The organism is Bradyrhizobium sp. (assembly GCF_004799405.1).
Lineage (GTDB): Bacteria > Pseudomonadota > Alphaproteobacteria > Rhizobiales > Xanthobacteraceae > Bradyrhizobium.
Window position 1 is genome coordinate 1 of the sequence record NZ_SSMW01000066.1, and the last position, 21,308, is coordinate 21,308.

At 60.6% G+C, this 21,308-nt stretch carries 24 protein-coding genes; 16 read left to right on the top strand and 8 right to left on the bottom strand.

Annotated features, from left to right (window positions below):
- From E7813_RS10045 to ccoS, 8 genes are all read left to right on the top strand, one after another.
- Nucleotides 1–952 (top strand): cbb3-type cytochrome c oxidase subunit I (locus tag E7813_RS10045; RefSeq protein WP_291573354.1); only part of this gene is annotated, 952 nt, incomplete at its 5' end.
- Between the two features lie 10 nt (nucleotides 953–962).
- Nucleotides 963–1,697, top strand: coding sequence for a cytochrome-c oxidase, cbb3-type subunit II (gene ccoO / locus E7813_RS10050; protein WP_291573355.1), 735 nt, complete (start codon nucleotides 963–965; stop codon nucleotides 1,695–1,697).
- Nucleotides 1,698–1,706: 9 nt separating this feature from the next.
- Nucleotides 1,707–1,871 carry a cbb3-type cytochrome c oxidase subunit 3 gene (locus tag E7813_RS10055; RefSeq protein WP_291573358.1) on the top strand — a complete coding sequence of 55 codons (165 nt, stop codon included), beginning with the start codon at nucleotides 1,707–1,709 and terminating at the stop codon, nucleotides 1,869–1,871.
- 7 nt (nucleotides 1,872–1,878) lie between these two features.
- Nucleotides 1,879–2,751 carry a cytochrome-c oxidase, cbb3-type subunit III gene (ccoP, locus tag E7813_RS10060; protein ID WP_291573360.1) on the top strand — a complete coding sequence of 291 codons (873 nt, stop codon included), beginning with the start codon at nucleotides 1,879–1,881 and terminating at the stop codon, nucleotides 2,749–2,751.
- A 109-nt stretch (nucleotides 2,752–2,860) separates the two neighbouring features.
- Nucleotides 2,861–4,321 carry a cytochrome c oxidase accessory protein CcoG gene (gene ccoG, locus E7813_RS10065; RefSeq protein ID WP_291573362.1) on the top strand — a complete coding sequence of 487 codons (1,461 nt, stop codon included), beginning with the start codon at nucleotides 2,861–2,863 and terminating at the stop codon, nucleotides 4,319–4,321.
- Nucleotides 4,322–4,341: 20 nt separating this feature from the next.
- A complete protein-coding gene (locus E7813_RS10070; RefSeq protein ID WP_291573433.1) occupies nucleotides 4,342–4,842 on the top strand; it encodes a FixH family protein in 501 nt (166 codons plus the stop codon).
- Nucleotides 4,843–4,855: 13 nt separating this feature from the next.
- Nucleotides 4,856–7,048: a cation-translocating P-type ATPase gene (locus tag E7813_RS10075; RefSeq protein WP_291573364.1), complete on the top strand. Its 2,193-nt coding sequence runs from the start codon at nucleotides 4,856–4,858 to the stop codon at nucleotides 7,046–7,048.
- Nucleotides 7,048–7,212: a cbb3-type cytochrome oxidase assembly protein CcoS gene (gene ccoS, locus E7813_RS10080; RefSeq protein WP_291573365.1), complete on the top strand. Its 165-nt coding sequence runs from the start codon at nucleotides 7,048–7,050 to the stop codon at nucleotides 7,210–7,212. Before E7813_RS10075 ends, ccoS begins: the two co-directional genes overlap by 1 nt.
- A 39-nt stretch (nucleotides 7,213–7,251) precedes the next feature.
- Here the strand turns inward: ccoS and E7813_RS10085 are convergent, their stop codons facing one another.
- The 3 genes from E7813_RS10085 to E7813_RS10095 form a co-directional block, all read right to left on the bottom strand.
- Nucleotides 7,252–7,407 (bottom strand): hypothetical protein, encoded by a 156-nt coding sequence (locus tag E7813_RS10085; protein WP_291573367.1) that lies wholly within the window; start codon nucleotides 7,405–7,407, stop codon nucleotides 7,252–7,254.
- Nucleotides 7,408–7,505: 98 nt separating this feature from the next.
- Nucleotides 7,506–7,892, bottom strand: coding sequence for a cytochrome c family protein (locus E7813_RS10090; protein ID WP_291573368.1), 387 nt, complete (start codon nucleotides 7,890–7,892; stop codon nucleotides 7,506–7,508).
- Entirely contained in the window at nucleotides 7,882–8,142 is a 261-nt protein-coding gene (locus tag E7813_RS10095; RefSeq protein ID WP_291573369.1) for a hypothetical protein, read from the bottom strand. Before E7813_RS10095 ends, E7813_RS10090 begins: the two co-directional genes overlap by 11 nt.
- Nucleotides 8,143–8,255: 113 nt before the next feature.
- On the opposite strand from E7813_RS10095, the gene E7813_RS10100 reads away from it, so the two are divergent.
- Both E7813_RS10100 and hemA read left to right on the top strand, forming a co-directional pair.
- Nucleotides 8,256–8,573, top strand: a complete 318-nt coding sequence (locus E7813_RS10100; protein WP_291573370.1) for a cytochrome c — start codon at nucleotides 8,256–8,258, stop codon at nucleotides 8,571–8,573.
- A 245-nt stretch (nucleotides 8,574–8,818) separates the two neighbouring features.
- On the top strand, nucleotides 8,819–10,114 hold the full coding sequence (gene hemA, locus E7813_RS10105; protein ID WP_291573372.1) for a 5-aminolevulinate synthase: 1,296 nt from the start codon (nucleotides 8,819–8,821) through the stop codon (nucleotides 10,112–10,114).
- A gap of 81 nt (nucleotides 10,115–10,195) precedes the next feature.
- On the opposite strand, the gene E7813_RS10110 is transcribed toward hemA, so the two are convergent.
- The 4 genes from E7813_RS10110 to E7813_RS10125 all read right to left on the bottom strand — a co-directional run bounded on the left by E7813_RS10110 (nucleotide 10,196) and on the right by E7813_RS10125 (nucleotide 13,950).
- The gene (locus E7813_RS10110) at nucleotides 10,196–11,071 is read right to left on the bottom strand and encodes an ABC transporter ATP-binding protein (protein ID WP_291573373.1); all 876 of its coding nucleotides are present in this window, start codon (nucleotides 11,069–11,071) and stop codon (nucleotides 10,196–10,198) included.
- A complete protein-coding gene (locus E7813_RS10115) occupies nucleotides 11,068–11,862 on the bottom strand; it encodes an ABC transporter permease (RefSeq protein WP_291573375.1) in 795 nt (264 codons plus the stop codon). The genes E7813_RS10110 and E7813_RS10115 overlap by 4 nt, the downstream gene beginning before the upstream one ends.
- Nucleotides 11,863–11,907: 45 nt before the next feature.
- On the bottom strand, nucleotides 11,908–12,894 hold the full coding sequence (locus tag E7813_RS10120) for an ABC transporter substrate-binding protein (protein WP_291573378.1): 987 nt from the start codon (nucleotides 12,892–12,894) through the stop codon (nucleotides 11,908–11,910).
- Nucleotides 12,895–13,032: 138 nt separating this feature from the next.
- Nucleotides 13,033–13,950: a LysR family transcriptional regulator gene (locus E7813_RS10125; protein ID WP_363331164.1), complete on the bottom strand. Its 918-nt coding sequence runs from the start codon at nucleotides 13,948–13,950 to the stop codon at nucleotides 13,033–13,035.
- 196 nt (nucleotides 13,951–14,146) lie between these two features.
- Here E7813_RS10125 and E7813_RS10130 point away from each other — a divergent pair, with 196 nt between their 5' ends.
- Together E7813_RS10130 and E7813_RS10135 are read left to right on the top strand one after the other, a co-directional pair.
- Nucleotides 14,147–14,878, top strand: coding sequence for an RraA family protein (locus tag E7813_RS10130; protein WP_291573380.1), 732 nt, complete (start codon nucleotides 14,147–14,149; stop codon nucleotides 14,876–14,878).
- A 227-nt stretch (nucleotides 14,879–15,105) separates the two neighbouring features.
- Nucleotides 15,106–17,280, top strand: coding sequence for a lytic transglycosylase domain-containing protein (locus E7813_RS10135; protein WP_291573437.1), 2,175 nt, complete (start codon nucleotides 15,106–15,108; stop codon nucleotides 17,278–17,280).
- Nucleotides 17,281–17,451: 171 nt separating this feature from the next.
- On the opposite strand, the gene E7813_RS10140 is transcribed toward E7813_RS10135, so the two are convergent.
- A complete protein-coding gene (locus tag E7813_RS10140; RefSeq protein ID WP_291573439.1) occupies nucleotides 17,452–18,384 on the bottom strand; it encodes a tripartite tricarboxylate transporter substrate-binding protein in 933 nt (310 codons plus the stop codon).
- A 215-nt stretch (nucleotides 18,385–18,599) separates the two neighbouring features.
- Between E7813_RS10140 and E7813_RS10145 the strand changes: the two genes are divergently transcribed.
- The 4 genes from E7813_RS10145 to uraD all read left to right on the top strand — a co-directional run bounded on the left by E7813_RS10145 (nucleotide 18,600) and on the right by uraD (nucleotide 21,196).
- Entirely contained in the window at nucleotides 18,600–18,881 is a 282-nt protein-coding gene (locus E7813_RS10145) for a hypothetical protein (protein WP_291573382.1), read from the top strand.
- Between the two features lie 67 nt (nucleotides 18,882–18,948).
- Nucleotides 18,949–19,362, top strand: coding sequence for a DUF3830 family protein (locus tag E7813_RS10150; protein ID WP_291573384.1), 414 nt, complete (start codon nucleotides 18,949–18,951; stop codon nucleotides 19,360–19,362).
- Nucleotides 19,363–20,298, top strand: coding sequence for an allantoinase PuuE (gene puuE / locus E7813_RS10155; RefSeq protein ID WP_291573385.1), 936 nt, complete (start codon nucleotides 19,363–19,365; stop codon nucleotides 20,296–20,298).
- A 10-nt stretch (nucleotides 20,299–20,308) separates the two neighbouring features.
- On the top strand, nucleotides 20,309–21,196 hold the full coding sequence (uraD, locus tag E7813_RS10160; RefSeq protein ID WP_291573387.1) for a 2-oxo-4-hydroxy-4-carboxy-5-ureidoimidazoline decarboxylase: 888 nt from the start codon (nucleotides 20,309–20,311) through the stop codon (nucleotides 21,194–21,196).
- The last annotated feature ends 112 nt before the right edge of the window (nucleotides 21,197–21,308 follow it).

Below are 21,308 nucleotides of genomic sequence, written 5' to 3' on the forward strand. Positions count from 1 at the left end.
CATTACGATCGCCGTGCTCCACCTCGGCAACAATCCGGCAGTCCCGGTGTCGGTATTCGGATCGAAATCTTACATTCTCTGGGGCGGCGTTCAGGATGCCATGTTCCAGTGGTGGTATGGACATAACGCGGTCGGGTTTTTCCTGACCGCCGGCTTCCTCGCCATCATGTACTACTTCATTCCCAAACGCGCCGAGCGACCGGTCTACTCCTACCGGCTTTCGATCATTCACTTCTGGGCGATCATCTTCCTCTACATCTGGGCCGGGCCGCACCATCTGCACTATACGGCGCTGCCGGATTGGGCGCAGACCCTGGGCATGACATTCTCGATCATGCTGTGGATGCCGTCCTGGGGCGGAATGATCAACGGACTGATGACGCTGTCCGGCGCCTGGGACAAGCTGCGTACCGATCCGGTTCTGCGGATGCTAGTCGTGTCGGTAGCGTTCTACGGCATGGCTACGTTCGAAGGCCCGCTGATGTCGATCAAGGTGGTGAATTCACTCAGCCACTACACCGACTGGACCATCGGTCACGTTCATTCGGGTGCATTGGGCTGGGTCGGATTTGTCTCCTTTGGCGCGCTCTATTGCCTCGTGCCCTGGATATGGAATCGCAAGGGGCTTTACAGCCTGAAGCTCGTTAACTGGCATTTCTGGATCGCGACCATCGGTATCGTCCTCTACATTTCGGCGATGTGGGTCTCTGGAATCCTTCAAGGTTTGATGTGGCGGGCCTACACGTCACTCGGCTTCCTTGAATACTCCTTCATCGAAACCGTCGAGGCGATGCATCCGTTCTATATTATCCGTGCCGCAGGCGGTTCCCTGTTCCTGATCGGCGCGCTGATCATGGCCTATAATCTCTGGATGACTGTCCGAGTGGGTGAGGCCGAGGAAGCCGCGCCTATGCCTGGATCACCGCCCGTCGCTCTCCAGCCGGCCGAATGAGGAGTCTCTGATGTCACTCTGGACCCGGCACCAAGCCCTCGAAAAGAACTCGATCTTTCTCGTGGTCGGGATTCTCGCGGTCATCGCGATCGGCGGTCTCGTCGAGATCACGCCGCTGTTTTATCTGAAGAGCACCATCGAGGTGGTTGATGGCATCCGGCCTTACACGCCGCTTGAACTGACCGGACGCAACATTTACGTCCGCGAAGGCTGCTATCTCTGCCACTCGCAGATGATCCGCCCCTTGCGCGATGAGGTTGAACGGTATGGCCACTACTCGCTTGCGGCCGAAAGCATGTACGATCACCCGTTCCAGTGGGGTTCGAAACGCACCGGCCCGGATCTCGCCCGCGTCGGCGCCAAGTATTCAGACGAGTGGCACGTCACGCATCTGACGAATCCGCGGGCGATCGTTCCGCAGTCGGTAATGCCGGGATATCCGTTCCTGGCTGAAACCGAGGTCGACCCCACAACGATCGCCGATCATCTGCGAACCAGCCGCACGGTCGGCGTGCCGTATTCGGACGATCAGATTGCCAACGCCGTGGCCGATCTGAAGGCCCAGGCTGATCCTGACAATGCCGGAGTGGATGCGTTTGCAAAGCGCTATCCGAAAGCCGTCGTACGAAATTTTGACGGCAACGCTGGCATGCCTACCGAAATGGATGCGTTGATCGCCTATTTGCAGGTGCTGGGCACGCTGGTCGATTTCAAACTCTACAATGAAAAAGCAAATCTTCGCTGAGGCAGGACAATGAAAGCGATTCTGACGGTCCAGAATTTCGTATCGGACTTGGTTGTGACAGCATGGACGCCGATCTTCGTCGGAATCTTTCTGGCGATCGTGGGCTACGCCCTTTGGCCTCGTAACCAGGCGACCTTCGACGAGGCGTCGAGAATGCCGTTGCGAGAGGAATGACGAGATCATGACCGATCACAGTGAAATTGACAAACACTCCGGCACAGCGACGACCGGCCATGATTGGGACGGCATCAAGGAGTTGAATACGCCGCTGCCGCGCTGGTGGATTATCACCTTTTACGCCTGCATTGTCTGGGCGGTCGGATACTGGGTGGTCTATCCGGCGTGGCCGCTGCTGTCGGGGTACACCTCCGGGGTGCTGCATTATTCGTCGCGTGCCGATGTTGCCGTCGAACTGTCCAATCTCGAAAAAATACGCGGTGAAAAGATGGTGACGCTTGGCGCGGCGTCCCTTGCCGATATCGAGAAGGATCCCGCATTGCTGGCGCTGGCGCGTGCGCGCGGCAAAGCCGTGTTTGGCGATAATTGCGCGCCATGCCATGGCAGCGGAGCTGCCGGTGCCAAGGGATATCCGAACCTGAACGACGACGACTGGCTGTGGGGCGGCTCGCTCGAGCAGATCATGCAGACCATCGAATTTGGGGCGCGGTCGGGCCACCCCAAAACCCATGAAAGCGCGATGCTTGCCTTCGGCAAGGAAGGTATCCTGAAGAGCGCCGAAATCGTCACGGTTGCGAACTATGTGAGATCACTGTCGGACCTGCCAACCAGCCAAGGCTACGATGCGGTCGCAGGCCGGAAGATCTTCGTCGATAATTGCGTGTCCTGTCACGGCGATGCTGGCAACGGTAACCAGGAAGTCGGTGCCCCCAATCTGACCGATAAGATATGGCTCTATGGTTCGGACGAGGCGACCATCATCGAGACCATTACCAACGGACGCGCCGGAGTGATGCCGGCCTGGACCGGCCGTCTCGACCCATCGACCATCAAGGCCATGGCGGTTTATGTTCATTCGCTTGGCGGCGGCCAGTAAGGCCGGCGCGAGCCGATCGTATCGGTCGGAGACGCCGGTTTGAGGTGGATCAATCGAGCGTCCGGGATTGGGCCTAGGTTCAGCCAAAGACGCGAGATGAATCCTTATCATGAACCAGACCGCACTTCCGATCGATATGGACTTGGACGATGGGCCGCTTTATGTCGCCCACAAGAAGGTCTATCCGCAGAGCGTCTCCGGAACATTCCGCCGCATTAAATGGGGGCTGATGGCGTTCTGCCTCGGCGTCTACTACCTGCTGCCGTTCGTGCGGTGGAACCGCGGCCTGGGTGCGCCGAGCCAGGCCGTCCTGGTCGATATCCCGAACAGCCGATTCTATTTCTTTTTCATCGAGCTGTGGCCGCAGGAGGTCTACTATTTTACCGGGCTGTTGATCGTCGCCGCCATGACGCTCTTTCTGATGAATTCGGTCGGCGGTCGAATCTGGTGCGGATATCTCTGCCCGCAGACCGTATGGACCGATCTGTTTTATGCCGTCGAGCGACTGGTCGAAGGCGATCGCCGCGAACGCATGAGAAAAGATGCCGCTGGCGGCACCGTGAAGCTGCGACGGCTTGGCGAAATCACCCTGAAACATTCGATCTGGCTTTTGATCGCGTGGTGGACCGGCGGCGCCTGGGTTCTCTATTTCAACGATGCGCCGACGCTCGTGAAGCAGCTTGCGACGTTCCAGGCGCCCATGCTGGCTTATATCTGGATCGGAATATTGACGGCAACGACCTATGTGCTTGCCGGCTTCATGCGCGAGCAGGTCTGCGTTTATATGTGTCCGTGGCCGCGTATCCAGGCCGCGCTTACCGACGAATGGGCGGTCAATGTCACCTACAAATACGACCGCGGTGAACAGCGCACTTCGCTGAAGAAGGCGAACGATCTGCGCGCGCTTGGTGAGACCGTCGGCGACTGCATCGATTGCAACCAATGCGTTGCGGTGTGTCCGACAGGTATCGATATCCGCAATGGCGCGCAACTCGGCTGCATCCAGTGCGGTCTGTGCATCGATGCCTGCGATACCGTGATGAAGAAGATCGGCAGGGAGCCCCGTCTTATCGGGTACGACAACGACATCAATATTCAGCGCAGGCAGGCAGGGAAATCGGAAATCTACCGGCTGATCCGGCCGCGCACAGTTGTCTATTGTGCCATGATCGCAGCCGTCGGCGGACTCATGCTTTACGCGCTGCTGACGCGGACGCTGCTCGACGTCAACGTGTTGCATGACCGCAATCCGGTCGCGGTGAAACTGAGCGACGGTTCGGTCCGTAATGCCTATACGGTTCGTCTTCTGAACAAGCGGGGCTTCGACCGCGTCATAGCGATTGATATCGATGGTCCGCCGAACGCGACAGTCCACGTGGTCGGAGTCGATTCCATCACGCGCGACCGTCCCATGATCGTCCTCGGGCGGGATCAAACCACCGAACTGAGGCTTCTCGTAACGACGCCTTCCGACAACAAGCTCGAGAAATCGAGTCCGGTTAAATTCAGGGTCACCGATATCGGACTCGGCGAGGTGGCGTCAGCGACCGATAATTTCGTCACTCCATGAGATTGCCAGAGGAATTTGCAATGAGCCGACCGTTGGCATCGCCGAAGCCGTTGACCGGGCGCAAGGTACTCTTCATGCTGATCGCCTTTTTTGGCGTCGTGATCGCCGTCAATGTCGTCATGGCGAAGCTCGCGATCCAGACATTGCCCGGCACCGAGGTCGATAGCGCCTATAGCGCCAGTCTGGCCTACGAGAATGAGATCGCGGCTGCCCACGACCAGAACGCCCGAAACTGGAAAGTCGATGCGCATATTCAGCGCGCGCCGAATGGAGGCGCCACAGTAGAGGTCGAGGTGCGCGACAGCAGCGGTCTACCGATGACCGGTTTGAATTTTCAAGGTCACTTCGAGCGGCCTGCCGACAGGCGAGCCGATCGGGCGGTTTTGCTCGCTGAGATAGCAAGCGGCGTCTATCGCGGGAGTGCACCCCAGATCGGGCCGGGACAATGGGATCTGGTGTTGGAAGGCGACACCGCAGGACAGCGGATGTTCCTGTCAAGAAATCGCGTGCTGTTGAATTAGGAAAGGCTGCATCATGCAGGCGACACGCGACTTTTCCCATTATGTGAGGGACATAGGCTCGGGTCTCTCACACATCGATCTTGCAGTTGAAGGCGTCAGTTGCGCCGGATGCATGTCAAAGATCGAGCGCGGACTTTCCGCGATGCCCGACGTCACGCTCGCGCGTGTCAACCTGACCGACCGCCGCGTGGCGCTGGAATGGAAGCAGGGCGCACTCGACCCCGCCGGCTTCATCGATCGGCTCGCGGAACTCGGTTACAAGGCCTATCCGTTTGAAGCGGTACGAGCGGAGGCCGTTGCGGCCGACAACTCGCGATTTCTGCTGCGTTGTCTCGGCGTCGCAGCGTTCGCCACCATGAATGTGATGATGCTGTCGATTCCGGTCTGGTCCGGCAACGCCGGCGATATGATTCCGGAGCAGCGCGATTTTTTTCACTGGCTGTCGGCCTTGATCGCGCTGCCGGCGGTCGCCTACGCCGGCCAGCCATTCTTCCGCTCTGCGTTTCGGGCGTTGCGTACCCGGAATGTCAATATGGACGTTCCGATCAGCATCGGCGTCACGCTTGCGCTTGCAATGTCGGTAGTCGAAACCTTGCGCCATGCCGAGCATACCTACTTCGACGCCGCCATCATGCTGCTGACATTCTTGCTGGTGGGACGCTATCTCGACCAGAGCATGCGTCTGAAAACGCGCGCATTTGCCGGAAATCTGGCGGCGCTCAAGGCCGAGACGGCGACCAAGTTCATCGGGACCGACGAGATATCCGAGGTGCCGGTCGCCGCGATTCAGGCCGGCGATATCGTTTTGCTGCGGCCGGGTGAACGGTGCGCGGTCGACGGCACGGTTATCGAAGGACGATCCGAGATCGACCAAAGCCTGATTACGGGGGAAACCCTGTATGCGACCGCGGAACATGGCACCGCTGTCTATGCCGGCTCGCTCAACATCTCCGGAGCACTGCGCGTCCGGGTTTCCGCGGCGTCGGAGGGTACGCTGCTGGCGGAAATCACCCGATTGCTCGACAATGCCTTGCAGACCCGCTCCCGCTATGTGCGCCTCGCCGATCGTGCGTCCAGGCTCTATGCGCCGGTGGTGCACGCGACGGCGTTGCTGACGATACTCGGCTGGGTTCTGATGGGTGCAACCTGGCACGACGCCATCGTCACCGGCATTGCCGTTCTGATCATCACCTGCCCCTGCGCGCTGGGGCTCGCAATTCCCACGGTGCAAACCGTAGCGGCCGGAGCCATGTTCCGGGCCGGAGTCCTGCTGAACTCGGGCGATTCCATCGAGCGGCTGGCCGAGGTCGATCGTGTTATTTTCGACAAGACCGGTACGCTGACACTCCCGGAACTCGATGTGGTGAATTCAGGCAGTGTTCCGAAGGACGTGTTTGATCTGGCCGGACGGGTCGCGCTTGCGAGCCATCATCCGGTCGCAGCCGCGGTAGCGCGCGCTTCGAATGCCAAATCGCCGCTCGCCGAAATTGTCGAGCAGCCGGGGCAGGGCGTCCGTGGCTTCGTCGACGGCGAAGAGGTAAGGCTGGGCAGGCCGTCGTTCTGCGAAGCCGACGAGTTGGCCAATGAGATGTTGAGTCTCGATCCGGAAGTATCGGCCGTGGCCTTCAAACGAGGCGGCGCGTGCTATATGTTTGCGGTCCGGCAGCGTGTGCGCCCTGACGCGCAGGCCGTGGTTTCCGCACTGCAAGCGCGCGGCATCGCAATCGAGATTCTCTCCGGTGATCGGGAGCCGGCGGTCCGAGCCGCGGCCCAGACGCTTGGAATCGACGAGTGGCGCGCCGGGGTTACGCCTTCCGACAAGATCGCGCGCATTGAAGATTTGAAACGCCAAGGCTTCAAGGTGATGATGGTTGGCGACGGGTTGAACGATGCGCCGGCGCTGGCTGCGGCGCATGTCTCGATGTCACCGATAACCGCCGGGCATCTCAGCCAGGCCACGGCCGATCTGGTTTTCCTTGGCAAGCCGCTCGCCCCGGTCGTCGCGGCAATCGATGTTTCGCGCGAGGCGCTCCACCTGATGCGGCAGAACCTCTGGCTTGCGGTCGGGTACAACCTGCTGGCGGTCCCCATTGCCATCAGCGGAGTTGCAACGCCTTTGATCGCGGCGGCGGCGATGTCCGGGTCCTCGCTGCTGGTCATGCTGAACGCGCTTCGCGCACGTCGCGCTGCGCACGGGAGATCGTGATGGAAGTACTCGTGATTCTCGTGCCTTTGGCCCTTGGTCTCGGGCTTGTCGGTCTGCTCGGGTTTCTCTGGTCGCTCAAGAGCGGGCAGTATGACGATCTTGAAGGTGCGGCCTGGCGCGCCATCGCAGACGACGAACCAGCCCATGAGACCCGCCCTGAATAAAGGCCATCAAGCGGGTCTATGTGCCTTTTCGCGCAAGACTTAGCCGGGCATGCGGCGTTGAGAAACGTAGAGCGCAATCAGGCCAATCGTGACCAGCGTGCTAACGATCGCAATCGTCCAATACCAGTCCGTCCGCCGACGCTTGCGATGAAGCATTGATGCTGTCAGGAGAAACTTCAAGGCAAGCTTTGGCATGGACCGTCATCTTCTGCGCGAGGGATGGAATTTTTATCGCATCAAGAGAAGCGGGGATTGACCTGCCTCAAAAGTGAGTCGATCACGCCTTATTTAGATCATTTCGGACTCCCATCGGGACCGAACTGTCTGAGGTAGGCCCACAGGTTGCTGGCCTCGGTCTCATCCTTGATGCCCGAAAACAAATTTTTGGTACCAGGAATTTTGGCTTTTGGGCTCTTGATGTAGTCCAGAAAGATCGCTTCGTTCCAGGTGAAGGCGCAATTCCTGTTCGCTTCGGAATAACTGTAACCGCTCACGGTTCCGCACTTGCGGCCCTCGATCCCGTTAAGGAGCGGTCCGATCTTGTTCCTGGCGTCGGCGCCGACCGCATGGCACGGCAGGCATTTCCGGAACGACGTTTCGCCGGCCGCAACATCCTGCGCCAGTATGGACGATGTCGACAGGCCGAATACCATCGCCGTCATCCAGAATTCATTCGTCATCATATTCTTCTGAGTACTCATCGGGTACCTGCCCGAACCGGCGTAGCACATGCCTGCGGTTGAATTTTCCTTTTTCGAAATCGCTGGTGCGGCTGAATGCAACGGCGCCGGCGTGACCGAACACCTTCCACTGCCCCTGCGCCGTTTGGATCGCGGCCATGGGACTTGCGCATACCACGGGTTCATTGGCGACCAGGACGCCGTCGATGCGATCAAAAGCCAATGCCACAAAATTAACGATTTCTGTCATCAAGGGCTGCCTTGCAACTTTCGCCTGGCATCAACTGGTAATAGCCGATTGCCGAGCCCATTGTATTGTTTCCCGCGGATAGCGTAGACTTCTGTTTTCGGAGGAAAGATCGGATGCGAGCGGTGTTTGGACAGGTTGGATTGTTGGTCGTTGCCACAGTCGGGCTGAGCGGATCGTTGGCGTGGGGCGCCGATGCAAATCACGGTGCTGAGCTCGCCAAGCGCTGGTGCGCCACCTGTCATGTGGTTGCCGGAGATCAGAAGCAGGCAAGTGCGGACGTTCCCCCGTTTGCGGCAATCGCGCGCAAGTCTGACTTCACTCCGGAAAAGGTAGCCTTCTTCCTTCTCGACCCGCACCCGAAGATGCCGAATTTTCCGCTGAGCCGAAATGAGGCGGGCGATCTTGCTGCATATATCGGGTCGCTTCGCTGATAGCGCGCGGCTGTGTCGTGCAAATCTCCTGATTAAAGACTATTGCAGGCGCAGTCTTTCATTTTGACTCAAATCAATCACCTTTTATCTTTCGGCGCTACTCATCTTTGGGCAGCTTTGACACCAAGGATCCAGACTCCGCAGGCTCTTGATCTGCATCAATCGCATTTACAAGGCCGTGGGGTAGCCTATTTATACTAGGTATTTGCGGCCCCGGCTTCGGACGCCACGAGAGGTAATACGACATGCCGGCGCTTGTTCCAGCTCGATCTGGTTTTCCGGTTGGGACCGCACGGTCCCGGACGACGGTCGATTTCCTCCCCTGTTCCGGCCATCAAAAGCCCGACTACGAGGCGGCTTTCAATCGTGCGCTCAATCGTCTGCACGAGGAGCAGCGCTATCGGGTCTTCGCCGACATCGAGCGGCAGGCGGGCAAGTTTCCCGAGGCGATCTGGCATACTCCCGCAGGGAAGCGCGAAATCGTTCTGTGGTGTTCCAACGACTACCTTGGCATGAGCCAGCACCGGTCGGTCGTCGATGCGATGATGGCGACCGCCGCGCGCATGGGTACCGGTGCCGGAGGCACACGCAACATCGCGGGCACCAATCATCCGCTGGTCGAGCTTGAACGCGAGATCGCCGACCTGCACGGCAAGCCGTCGGCGCTGGTTTTCACGTCGGGCTATGTTTCAAATCAGGCCGGCATTTCCACTATCGCCAGGCTCGTTCCAAATTGCCTCATCCTGTCGGATGCAAGCAATCACAACTCGATGATTGAAGGCATTCACCGGTCCGGCTGCGAGAAGATCGTTTTCCGTCACAATGACGTCGCTGATCTCGAGCAATTGCTGAGGTCGGCTGGACGCGCGCGGCCAAAGCTTGTCATGTTCGAAAGCCTCTATTCCATGGACGGCGACATCGCGCCGATCCGCGCTATCTGCGAGCTTGCGGAAAGATACGGCGCGATGACCTATTGCGATGAGGTGCATGCGGTTGGAATGTATGGCGCGCATGGTGGCGGGATCAGCGAACGCGAAGGTGTGGCCGGCCGTATCGATTTTATCGAAGGGACTCTGGCGAAGGCTTTTGGCTGCCTTGGCGGCTATATCGCCGGCTCGTCGGCGGCGATCGATGCGATCCGCTCCTACGCGCCGGGTTTCATCTTCACGACCGCCTTGCCGCCGCCGGTCTGTGCGGCCGCGAGCGCCGCGATACGCCATCTCAAATCCTCGGGCAGCGAGCGGGTTCGGCACCGAGATCGGGTTGCCGCGGTCAGATCCCGGCTCGACGACTACGCGATTCCCTATATCCAAAACGAGTCGCACATCGTTCCTGTGCTGGTCGGAGATCCCGAGAAGTGTAAAGCGGTCAGCGATTATCTGTTGGAGAAAGCGGGGATCTATATCCAGCCGATCAATTATCCCACCGTTCCAAGGGGAACGGAGCGGTTGCGGATCACACCCACGCCGTTCCACACCGATGAGCAGATCGACCGGCTTGCGGAAGCCCTCCGCGATGCGTGGCAGAAGTTCCAGCTCTAGGGTTGACTCGATTGTCGCAAATGGAGTCGGTCCCGACGCCAATGTTCGCAAGTGAGAGCATCGACCTGTCTGATCAGGAATTCATTTGATCCGGGAGGGTCGGGTGCTGCCGGCCGAATCGGCCGCCGCTGCAATCGTTTGCTCCCGGACCAGCGCGAACAAATCCGCCTTGACCTTGACGAATTCCGGTTCCTTGAGGACGGAGAAGTCACGCGGCCGGGGCAGATCGGCGCGGACATCTTCCAGCACGCGTCCGGGCCGACTGCTCATCACGACGACACGACTGCCCAGGAACAGCGCTTCCTCGACATCGTGGGTAATGAACAGCACCGTCCGGTTATCGCGCTCCCAGATTTGCAGCAGCATTTCCTGCATCAGCACCCGCGTTTGCGGATCGAGCGCACCGAAAGGTTCGTCCATCAGCAGGACCGGCGGCTGATTGATGAGCGCGCGTGCGATCGCAACGCGTTGCCGCATACCGCCCGAAAGTTCGGCCGGAAGATATTGCGCGAACGCCGATAGTCCGACCTGCCTGAGAATGGCATGCGCCTCGGCGAGGTAGCGTTGGCGCGGCACCGACAGACGTTTCGGCCCGTAGCAGACATTGTCGAGCACGTTCAGCCAGGGGAACAGCGCGCCTTCCTGAAACACCACGCCACGATCGGGGCCGGGACCTTTGATGCCGACACCGTCCAGCAGGACTTCGCCCGACGTCGCGGATTCAAATCCGGCGATCAGGTTCAACAGCGTGCTTTTTCCGCATCCCGACGGGCCAATCAGGCAAACGAAATCCTTTTCCGCGATGTCGAGCGACAAGCCGTCGATCGCCTTCATGGCAGGACCGCCGGCCTGCGACACGAACTCCTTGGTGATGTTGCGGAAGCTTATCTTTGCCGGCCGATCGTCTGAAGGCGGCATTGTCCTTACCGGTGCTTCGGCCGCGAGGGCGTCGGTCATCTGACGTCCATTCCAAGTATCTTGGTCATGAACAGCAGCATGATCCTGTCGGAGATGACACCCAAGGTGCCGATTACTGCCATCAGACTTATAATCAAAGGAGTATCCATGGTGTCGCGGGACTGCAGAAGCAGCGCGCCCAGGCCATAATTGACTCCGGTGAACTCTCCCAACACCATGTAGATCCAGGAATATGACAGGCCGAGCCGCAAGCCGCTCAGGATCGATGGAAAGGCTGCGGGCAGGATCACGGTATAGAGCAGGCTGGACTCGGTCGCCCCCAGCGACCTACCGGCCCGCAGCAGCACCGGATTGACATAGCGCACGCCGCCGAGCGTGCTGAGGAAGATCGAGTAGAACGAGCCGAGCGCAATCAGAAAAACACTGGTGCCGGTTCCGATGCCGAACCAGACCAGCGCCAGCGGAAGCCAGCAAATCCCGGGGACCGCGCGCGACAGCTCGATCGTCGGCTCAATGAATGCGCCGATCCCGCGGTTATATCCCAGCACGATCCCCAAGGGGACGCCGAGAAGCGTCCCGCATGCGAAGCCGCCCGCCACCCGGTAGAGGCTCTGCAGAAAATGCTTCACAAAAGTACCGGAGAACGACTGTTCGGAACCTCCGAAAATGAAATCCACGAGTGTGGCCAGAACCGTGCTTGGCGACGGCAGCACATAGGCCGGGACCCATCGGCTCTCCGTCACGAAGGCCCATATGATGACGAGGACGACCGGCAGATAGGCTGCCTTGCCGATGGCCGCGAGGCGGTCGAAATTGAACAAATCTGGCATCTCCGTGCCGGAGCATCGTGACCCCGGGAAGCGCAATGCAGCCGGCTAGGCCTTGGCGAAGTCCCGGATCACCAGTTTGTTGATGTCGGGAACCTCCGAAATCATACCAAGATCCTTCATTCGCGCCATGTAGTTGGCGAGGTCGCTCATGAAACCTTCGTCGAGGACCCAACGCAAGTCCACATTGTTGAGCGCCTTTCGCGACGTCTCCAGCGGAAAACCCCAATTCTTGTTGGCAAGCTCGGCCGCTTCGTCCAGGTTGCCGCGAAGACGTGTGACCGCTTGGCGATGAGCGCCGACGAATGCGCGGAGCATGTCGGGATTTTCCTGCACTGTAGTTTCGCGCGTCAGAATGCCTGCGTTGATGGTGCCGACGGGCGTATCGTAGGGATATTTGAGCAGCCGGCCATATCCGTCCTCGATGGTCTTGGTGGACGCCGGCTCGCCGCCGCAGAAAGCGTCGATGCCGCCCTTTTCCAGGGCCGCCGGCAGATCGGCGAAGGAGATCGCGATCGGATTGACGTCCTTCATGCTCAGCCCCGCCATCCGGAGCTGCTCGCGAAGCTGAACGTCCTGGATTCCGCCGACCACCTGACCGATATTCTTGCCCTTCAGATCCTCCACCTTCTGGATCGACGTTTTGGCGCCGACGATGATGGCGGTTCCCTTGCCGGCTGAACTCGCGATGATGACGATCGGCAACCCCTTGGAGCGCGCGATCGCAGCGATCGTCACCCCGGTATAGCCAATGTCGATGCTGCGCGAAGCGATCGCGTTGGCCATGTCCGCGGGCGACCCGAAATAGGATAGCTCCACTTGCCATGAGGCACCGAGCAGCGACTGGAGGAGCAGCGAGGGGACGAACACCACACCCTTATGGACCCCGACCCGCATGGTCTTTGATGTCTGCGCGGCAGCGATCCCGATCACGCCGGTTCCGGCGAGCGCCATCGCCGCACCGCCGACGATCAGGCGTCGGCGCGAGGCGGAAAATACCGTGGCAGGCTGCGACTTTGGCGACATCTCGTCCATGCTGTTCCCCCTGATGTGTTGAACGGCCGGCGCCGTGCCGGCGCCAGCTCGCGTTCAGGCTAGGGGCACGGGGTCATCCCAGCAAATTCAAAATCAGAGTGACTTCATAATAAATTGGAATACCCGGCTGCGCGCAGCTCAGCGTCCATTGGCGGAGCGGATGCGCAATCGGGGCTGATCGGCGATCGCCAATCGCTTGAGGATTTTCTTGAAGACGGGCACGAACGGATTGGCGCCATCCTTGGGATAAAAGAAGCCGTAGGTCAGCAAAATGGAAGATTTCCACGGCACGATCTGGAAGTCGTCCGTTTTCGCAACCACCGGACTATGCGCATCGACCACCGCGAGGCCGACGCCCTGCGCCGCCAGTGCGCAGGCCGTGATCGGGGAGGACACCTCCGCCTTGACGATGGGGTGCGAGTTCCCCTCGATCAGATCGGCATCCACCTGGGATCGCAGCAGATTGGAATTGGTCAAGCGGATGAAGGGCTGACCGTCGAGGTCTCGCGCGCTGAGCGAGGCCCGCGACGACAACGGGTTGGCCGTGGGGACCACCGCGACGGGAGCCAATGTCAGAAAAGGCTCGTATCCGAGACCGCTCCACAGGATGGGAAGCGCACTGACTCCAAGATCGAAATTCAATCCACTGATCCAGCGATCGGCGTCGCGCCGCGGAATGATCTCGAGCGAGACGTACACATCGGGATGCTTCTTCTGAAACTCTCCGATCGCCCGGGGGAACAGCCTTGTCGAAAGTTGCGACATGGCGACCAGCCTGATTTCGCCCAGCCTGTTTTCCGCGACGTTGCGCGCGATCGTCGCGAGGTCTTCGATCTCCGCCAGAATGCGCTGCGCCCGCTGGTAGAACGCCGTTCCCTGGGCCGACGGGGTCAAGCGCCCCCTGGCCCGGTTGAACAGGGGAAAACCAACTTCGAGTTCGAGGGCTTTCAGCAGTTTGCTGACCGCCGGCTGGGTCAGCTTGAGCTCGTCGGCTGCGGAGGTGACGGAGTCGGTTCTCATAATCGCCTGAAAGGCGCGGAGCCTTTGCATATTCATGCGTCACCACCCGGAACGGGGACTGCCGCATCCCCCAGCCTCGACTGTGCGCACATTACATAACTCGATGGAATACAGTGCAAGCAATTTGGAATTTGCTGGCATGTGCCGCGCGGCCTAGAACTGCGACGGAAGCAGCCCTCCGGCTCGGATTGGTCGCCGGCGGCTCCGGCGAGCGCAAAAGGACTTAAGAGTCATGGATATGATCGCGTCCTCCGGCAACAACGAAGTGGCCCGCGCCCTGGTCGAAAAATTCCTGCATCCCCGCATGACCAGCGAGCACGTCAATTCCGGCGGAGGCGCCTGCATGTCGCCACGGATCCAGTCCCTGCTGCCGGGGCGGCGCTTTGCCGGACGGGCGCTGACGGTGCGCACCCTGCCTGGCTTTACCCGCCGAACCATAGAAGCGCTGTCGCTGGCCAGCGCCGGCGATGTTCTGGTGGTCGATGCGGGCGGTCGATCCGAGCTTTCGGTCTGGGGCAGCATGGTCCACTGGAATGCAAGCCGCAACAAACTGAGAGCCGTCGTCATCGACGGCATGGTGCGAGACCTGCTCGAAATCCAGACGCAGGCCGACCCGCTTCCTTTGTTTGCCTGCGGCCGAGCGCCGGCCATCGCGGGCTTCGGCACGCCGTCCGTTGGCGCGATCGGCGAAACCGTGATTTGTGGCGGCGTATCGGTCAGTAACGGCGACCTGATGTTTGGTGACGACGATGGGTTGACCGTTGTGCCCTGGGCGAAGGCGGGCGAAGTGCTCGATCTGGCGATGCGCAATATCGACTTCGACGACAAGGAGCGGGCGTGGATCGAATCCGGCCGCAGCGTCTACGATCTGCTCGTCATGCTCTCGGGCAAGGACGGCACCCAATACAAGGAACGCAAGTTCCGCTGGGCTGCCCAGGCGTCCATCGATCCGCTTCTGGATTGAATCTCAATTTGGCCACTTTCGGGTTCCTCCCGGTTCCTGTCTGGCGGCACACACCACCAATATTTTCAAACACTTAGCCATTTAGCATGGTGCCCCAGAGTTTGCAGGCGCTGTTGCCGAAGCGCGACAGCCGCGAATCTCATGATGTGGTAGTGTCGATGCAGTTCCAACCGCAGGGATCGTGCGACCTCATGGGTCGCGCCAGTGGCTTCGCAGGGGACCACGGATTGAACCAGCGCTTCCGGCCGCTCACTTGTTTTCTCAGCTTGGCAATACTCGCCGCACTTGCGGGCGATGCGACCGCGCTCGCCCGTCCCAAGCAAGTCCGGCATGCCGAGAAGGCACACGAGACAACGGGCGTGCGGCACCACGGCAAGGGGCATGTGGCGCATGTCGAGGCGGCGCGGCACAAGACACCGCCATTTGCCGATACTGCGGCCGCACCGCCACTCTCGGGAGATCTGGCGGCGGTCAAGAACGCGATTGATCTGTCGCGCAAGACCAAGACCGGTGAAGCGACCGTCATCGAAAAAACCATCGGGGATCCGGCGGCCCAGAAACTTGTCGAATGGTTCATTCTGCGCAATCCGGACTCTGACGCGGTATTCGGCCGGTATGCGGCATTCATTGCCGATAACCCGGGCTGGCCGGGCATGGGTTTGATGCGGCGGCGCGCGGAGGCGCGCCTTTGGCAGGAGCGGAGCGAGCCGACTACCGTTCACAGCTTTACCGGCGATCAGCCGACGAGCACCAAGGGCCGTCTGGCGCTCGCGCGCGCGCTACTCGCCGAAGGTGACCGTGACGGCGCCGGACGCTGGGCTCGCGAGGCATGGCGATCGGATGAGATGTCGGAACGCTCGGAAACCGAGGCCTTCGAGATGTTCCGCGACCTGCTCGGGCGTGACGATCACCGGGCACGGATGGACAGGCGCATCGGCGCAAAGGATTTTTCAGGAGCGAAGCGCGCAGCGCAGCGCCTCGGCGACAACGAGCTTTCGATCGTGAAAGCCTGCGTGGCCGCCATGACCAATGAGACCAAGGCGCTCGACCGGCTCGACTCCGTCGAGACCGCGGCCCGGCAGGACCTGGGCTACACGCTGTGCCGCGTCCATTGGATGTTGCGTCACGATAAAATTGACGACGCTGTGCGCCTGACTCTGGCGGCGGCGCCGGAAACCATGGCGCTGCAGGACACCGATGAATGGTGGCGCGAACGGCGCGTTCTTGCCCGCAAGCTGCTCGATCTCGGCCAGTTCCGGACTGCGTATGAGATCGTGCGCGCCGCCGCCCTGCCGGCCGGTGAAAATTACCGGGCGGATTTCCATTTCATGTCGGGCTGGATCGCGCTGCGCTATCTCAACGATCCCGCCACGGCGCGCGCGCAATTCGCCCATATCGACGACGGATCGGCCAATCCAATCGTGCTCGCGCGGGCGAACTACTGGCGAGGCCGCGCCGCCGAGGCGATCGGAGACAACGATGCCATGCGCGCGGCCTATCAAGCCGCCGCGCGCCATAGCACCGCTTATTACGGCCAGCTTGCGCGTGCCAAGCTCGGCCTTAGAAGACTTGAGCTCCGCGCGCCGCTGCAAGCCGATCCGGCCAGCGGCCCTGCACTTTCGGACGAAATCGTGCGCGCCGCCGATATGCTCTACGCGGTTGGCGAGCGCGACGCCGTGGTGAGCTTTATGGTGGATCTCGCGGAGCAGTGCAGTGACGTGGCAACGCTGGCCGCACTCGGCGAGCTTGCCGGGCGCCACAACGATGCGCGTGGCATGCTGGAGATCGGGAAGACGGCGCTCGGCCGTGGCCTGCCGGTCGACCACTACGCCTTCCCGACGATCGGGATCCCGCCGCATAGCCCGATTGGACCCGAGATCGAACGCAGCATCATCTATTCGGTCGCGCGCACCGAAAGCGGTTTCGACCAGCGCGACAAGTCGTCGGCCAATGCGGTCGGCTTGATGCAGGTCACGCCGGAAGCCGGTCGCGACACCGCCAAAAGGTTCGGCGTCAGCTACGACTGGGACCGGATGGTCTCCGATCCCGTGTACAACACGCAAATGGGCGCAGCCGAACTCAGCGCGCTTTTAAAGGAATACAACGGCTCTCACATCATGACCTTCGCGGGCTATAATGCCGGCCGGGGAAGGGTTCGGGAGTGGGTGCAGAAGCACGGCGATCCCCGCGATCCCAGCGTGGACGCGGTCGATTGGGTGGAACGCATTCCACTTGCCGAAACCCGCAATTATGTCCAGCGCGTCATGGAGAATTTGCAAGTCTATCGCGTCCGGTTTGGCGTTGGTGGCCCGGTGATGTCCGGGTTTGATCAACCGCCCACAACGGGCCATGAAGCCAATTCAGCCCCGCTTTCGTCGTCCCAAACACCGGATTCCCGGTGAGGCCTTGTCGAATGACTTGCTCAGGCTGGCTGACGAGGAATGAGTAGAAATCCTCTAAGTCAGCCCTGCCGAGTGTTTCCATAATAACGGAACGACGAAGACGCCGGTGCGGCCGCGTCTTCAAGCTCTCGATTTCGGGACCCACCCGAAGCGGTTCCCGCGCCGATCCGCTTACTCCGCCCTGATGTTGGCCGCCTTCACGATCGGCCACCATTTCTGAATCTCGGCTTCCTGATGGCTTCGCAGTGCGGCCGGACTCTGCTTGTCGAGCGGTGGAATTTCCTGGCCCAGTTCGAGGAAACGCTGACGTAGATTGGGATCGGCCAAAGCCTTCACGATGGCGCCGTTCAGCTTTGCCACGATGTCGCCCGGCGTATTCTTCGGCGCCCAAATGCCGTGCCAATAAGCGATATAGAGTCCCGGCAAGCCGGCTTCGTCCACGGTCGGAATGTCCGGCGCCGACGCCAGGCGCGTCGGTGCGGTAACGGCGAATGCCTTAACGGTGCCGCCGCGGACCTGGGCCAGGGAATTCGAGGCCTGATCGAACATCAGATCGATATGTCCGGCCATCAGGTCGTTAAGCGCCGGGCCCGCGCCGCGATAAGGCACGAATGAAAAGCTGGTGCCGGTCATTTTTTGAAAGAAGATGCCAGCGACGTGTGCTCCGGTGCCGGGACCCGCGGTTCCGGCCGTTGCCTTGTTCGGATTTTCCTTCAGCCAGGCGATGAACTGCTTGAGGTCCGTCGGCGGTAATGTCGGCCTCGCGATGATGAGCTGGGGACCATTTGCGATCAGGGCCACCGGCTCGAAGTCTTTCAAAAGATCGTACTTGAGATCGTAAATCGCGCCGTTGAGAACATGCGTTCCCCAGTGACCGATGGTAATGGTGTAGCCGTCGGGCGTGGCGCGAGCCACCTTCGTGCCTGCAATCGAACCCGATGCCCCGGTCACGTTCTCGATCAGCACGGTCTGGCCGAGCGCTTCACCCATGCGTTCGGCGACAACGCGAGCGATCACGTCGGTCGGGCCGCCGGCCGCAAAAGGGACGATCAGAGTAATCGTTCGCGACGGATAGACGTCCGCGCGGGCCAGTATCGGCCACATCGATGCCGAGCCGATAGCCAACTTGATGAAGTTGCGCCGTTTCATGTGCCCCTCTTGCCGCGACGGGCCTTTATTTGGTCAAACTGAGCCTTCGAAAACCATCGCAACAATTATGGACTTGGTCTACTCAACCCGATTGAATGGTCGGGTCGAAATCGATGGATCGGGCGGTGGGACTGGATCCCGAACGGTACATTTCTTGCTTGGGGAAGACCATGAAAAGACTGGTATTTATCATTCTCCTTCTGGTCGGCTCGCCGGCGTGGGCGCAAGTCAAGCTGGTGCCCAAGAACGTGACCAGCCGCGTGGATCCCTGTGCGCCGATCGGCCAGACCGCGGATCACCAGCTGGTCTATTCGATGAAGTGCAATAATTTGCCGGGCCCGCCACCGCTGCCGCCGCAGGCTGAAATCGCGCCGCCGCCGCCGCCGGAACCGGAAATACACCGAAGCGGAATTTTCGGGCTCTCCTATGAAGTCAAGCGACCGGACCAATGAGCGCGCATCCGTGATCGCTGGCTGCAACGCTGCTCCCTGTCTGTTCAAACCCCATGAGATTTAAGTGATGAGCCAACTCGTCGTCCACGCCGGTGACTTCACGTTTCAGGCTCGCTTCGAGGAGAAACTGGCGCCCAAGACCTGTGCCGCCTTTCGCAAGGCGATGCCGTTCGAGAGCCAGGCGATCCATGTGCGCTGGAGCGGCGAGGGGGTCTGGATGCCGCTTGGCGATCTCGATTTCGGCGTCTCCTACGAAAACCACACCAGTTATCCCGCGCCCGGCCAGATCATCCTTTATCCCGGCGGCATCAGCGAAACCGAAATCCTGCTGGCCTATGGCGGCGTGCATTTCGCCAGCAAAATGGGCCAGCTCGCCGGCAATCATTTCATTACGCTGACCTCCAATCTCGATCGGCTGCCCGAACTGGGCAAGACCGTGCTGTGGAAAGGCGCGCAGAAAGTCCGCTTCGAGGCGGTATAGATGGCCGACGCCGAATATCCCCGCGACCTCCACGGCTACGGACGCAATCCGCCGGATCCGCACTGGCCGCATGGCGCGAAAATCGCCGTCCAGTTCGTGGTGAATTTCGAGGAAGGCGGCGAAAACAACATCCTGCATGGCGATCGGGCGTCGGAGGCGTTTCTGTCCGACGTGCTCGGCGCACAGCCCTGGCCCGGGCAGCGCCACGCCAATATCGAATCGATGTTCGAATATGGCTCCCGCGCCGGCTTCTGGCGGCTATGGCGGATGTTCACCGGACGCAAGCTGCCGGTGACGGTATTCGGCGTCGCGACCGCGCTGAAACGAAATCCTGAAATTGTCGCGGCCATGAAAGAGGCCGGCTGGGACATTGCCAGCCACAGCATGAAGTGGGTCGAGCACAAGGACATGTCGGAAGCGGAGGAACGGGTCGAGATCGCCGACGCCATCCGCGTCCACACCGAGGTGACCGGGCAACGTCCGTTCGGCTGGTACACCGGACGGACCTCGATCAACACCGTGAAGCTGGTGATGGAAGCCGGCGGCTTTCTCTATTCCTGCGACTCCTACGCCGACGACCTGCCGTACTGGATCAAAGGGCCGGCGGGACCGCATCTGATCATCCCCTACAGCCTCGATGCCAACGACATGCGCTTTGTCAATGCGCAGGGGTTCGGCGGTGGCGATCAGTTTTTCACCTACCTCAAAGACAGTTTCGACGTGCTCTATGCCGAGGGCGAGACCGCGCCGAAGATGATGTCGGTGGGGCTGCACTGCCGGGTGGTCGGCCGTCCGGGTCGCGCGGCGGCGCTGGCGCGGTTTATCGACTATGTCGCAGGTCACGACCGGGTCTGGGTGCCGACGCGGTTGCAGATCGCGCAGCACTGGCACGCCAATCTCGCGCATCTGGCGGCGAATGCGCCGAGCATCGGATAGTCAGGACACCATGTCGCAGAAAACGCTCGCCGATCTGAACGCTTGCAGCAGGGAAGACTTTGTCGCCGCGTTGGCGAATATTTTCGAATATTCGCCGTGGATTGCCGAAAAGGCGGCGGATGCCAGGCCGTTTGCCGGCGTCAAGCCGTTGTTCGCGGCGATGACGGCAGCCGTGGACCATGCGAGTTCCGGCCTGCGGCTGGCGCTGATCAAGGCGCATCCCGATCTCGCCGACAAGACCCAGCGCGCCGCCGGCTTGACCGCTGAATCCAGCGCCGAACAGAACAGCGTCGGCCTCGATCGATTGTCGGACGCCGAATACGAGGCGTTCGAGCGCGTCAACAATGCCTATCGCGCCAAATTTGGCTTTCCCTATATCGTCTGCGTTCGCCGCCACACCAGGGATTCGATCCTGCGCGACTTCGAGCGCCGGCTGCCGAACGATGCCAGCACTGAGACGCAGAAATCGATCGAGGAAATCTGCCGGATCGCGGCTCTGCGAGTCGACCAGCTCGTCATCTCGGACGACCGGTTGCAGGTGCACGGGCGCCTCTCCACGCATGTGCTGGATACCCACAGCGGAAAACCGGCCGCCGGCATCAAGCTCGAACTGATCGAACTGTCGGCGCTCGGCGCAAGCCGGGTCGTCACGCGCGCGATCACCAACAGCGATGGCCGCACCGATCAACCGCTGATACACGGCCGGCCAGTGCCGATCGGCAATTATGAACTGACGTTCAGCACCGCGGATTATTTCGCCGCGCGGCAGGTGCCCATGACCGATCCGCCGTTTCTCGATCGCATCCCGCTGCGTTTTTCGGCGAGCGATCCCGAGGGCCACCTCCACGTGCCGCTATTGGTCACGCCCTGGAGTTACGCGACGTATCGGGGGAGCTGAAATTCACCATTCATGGTGAGCAGCGCGTCTTCATTTTCTTCCGTCATTGCGAGGAGCGAAGCGACGAAGCAATCCATTGACCGGAGTATTCCGCCAGGATTGCTTCGCGGAG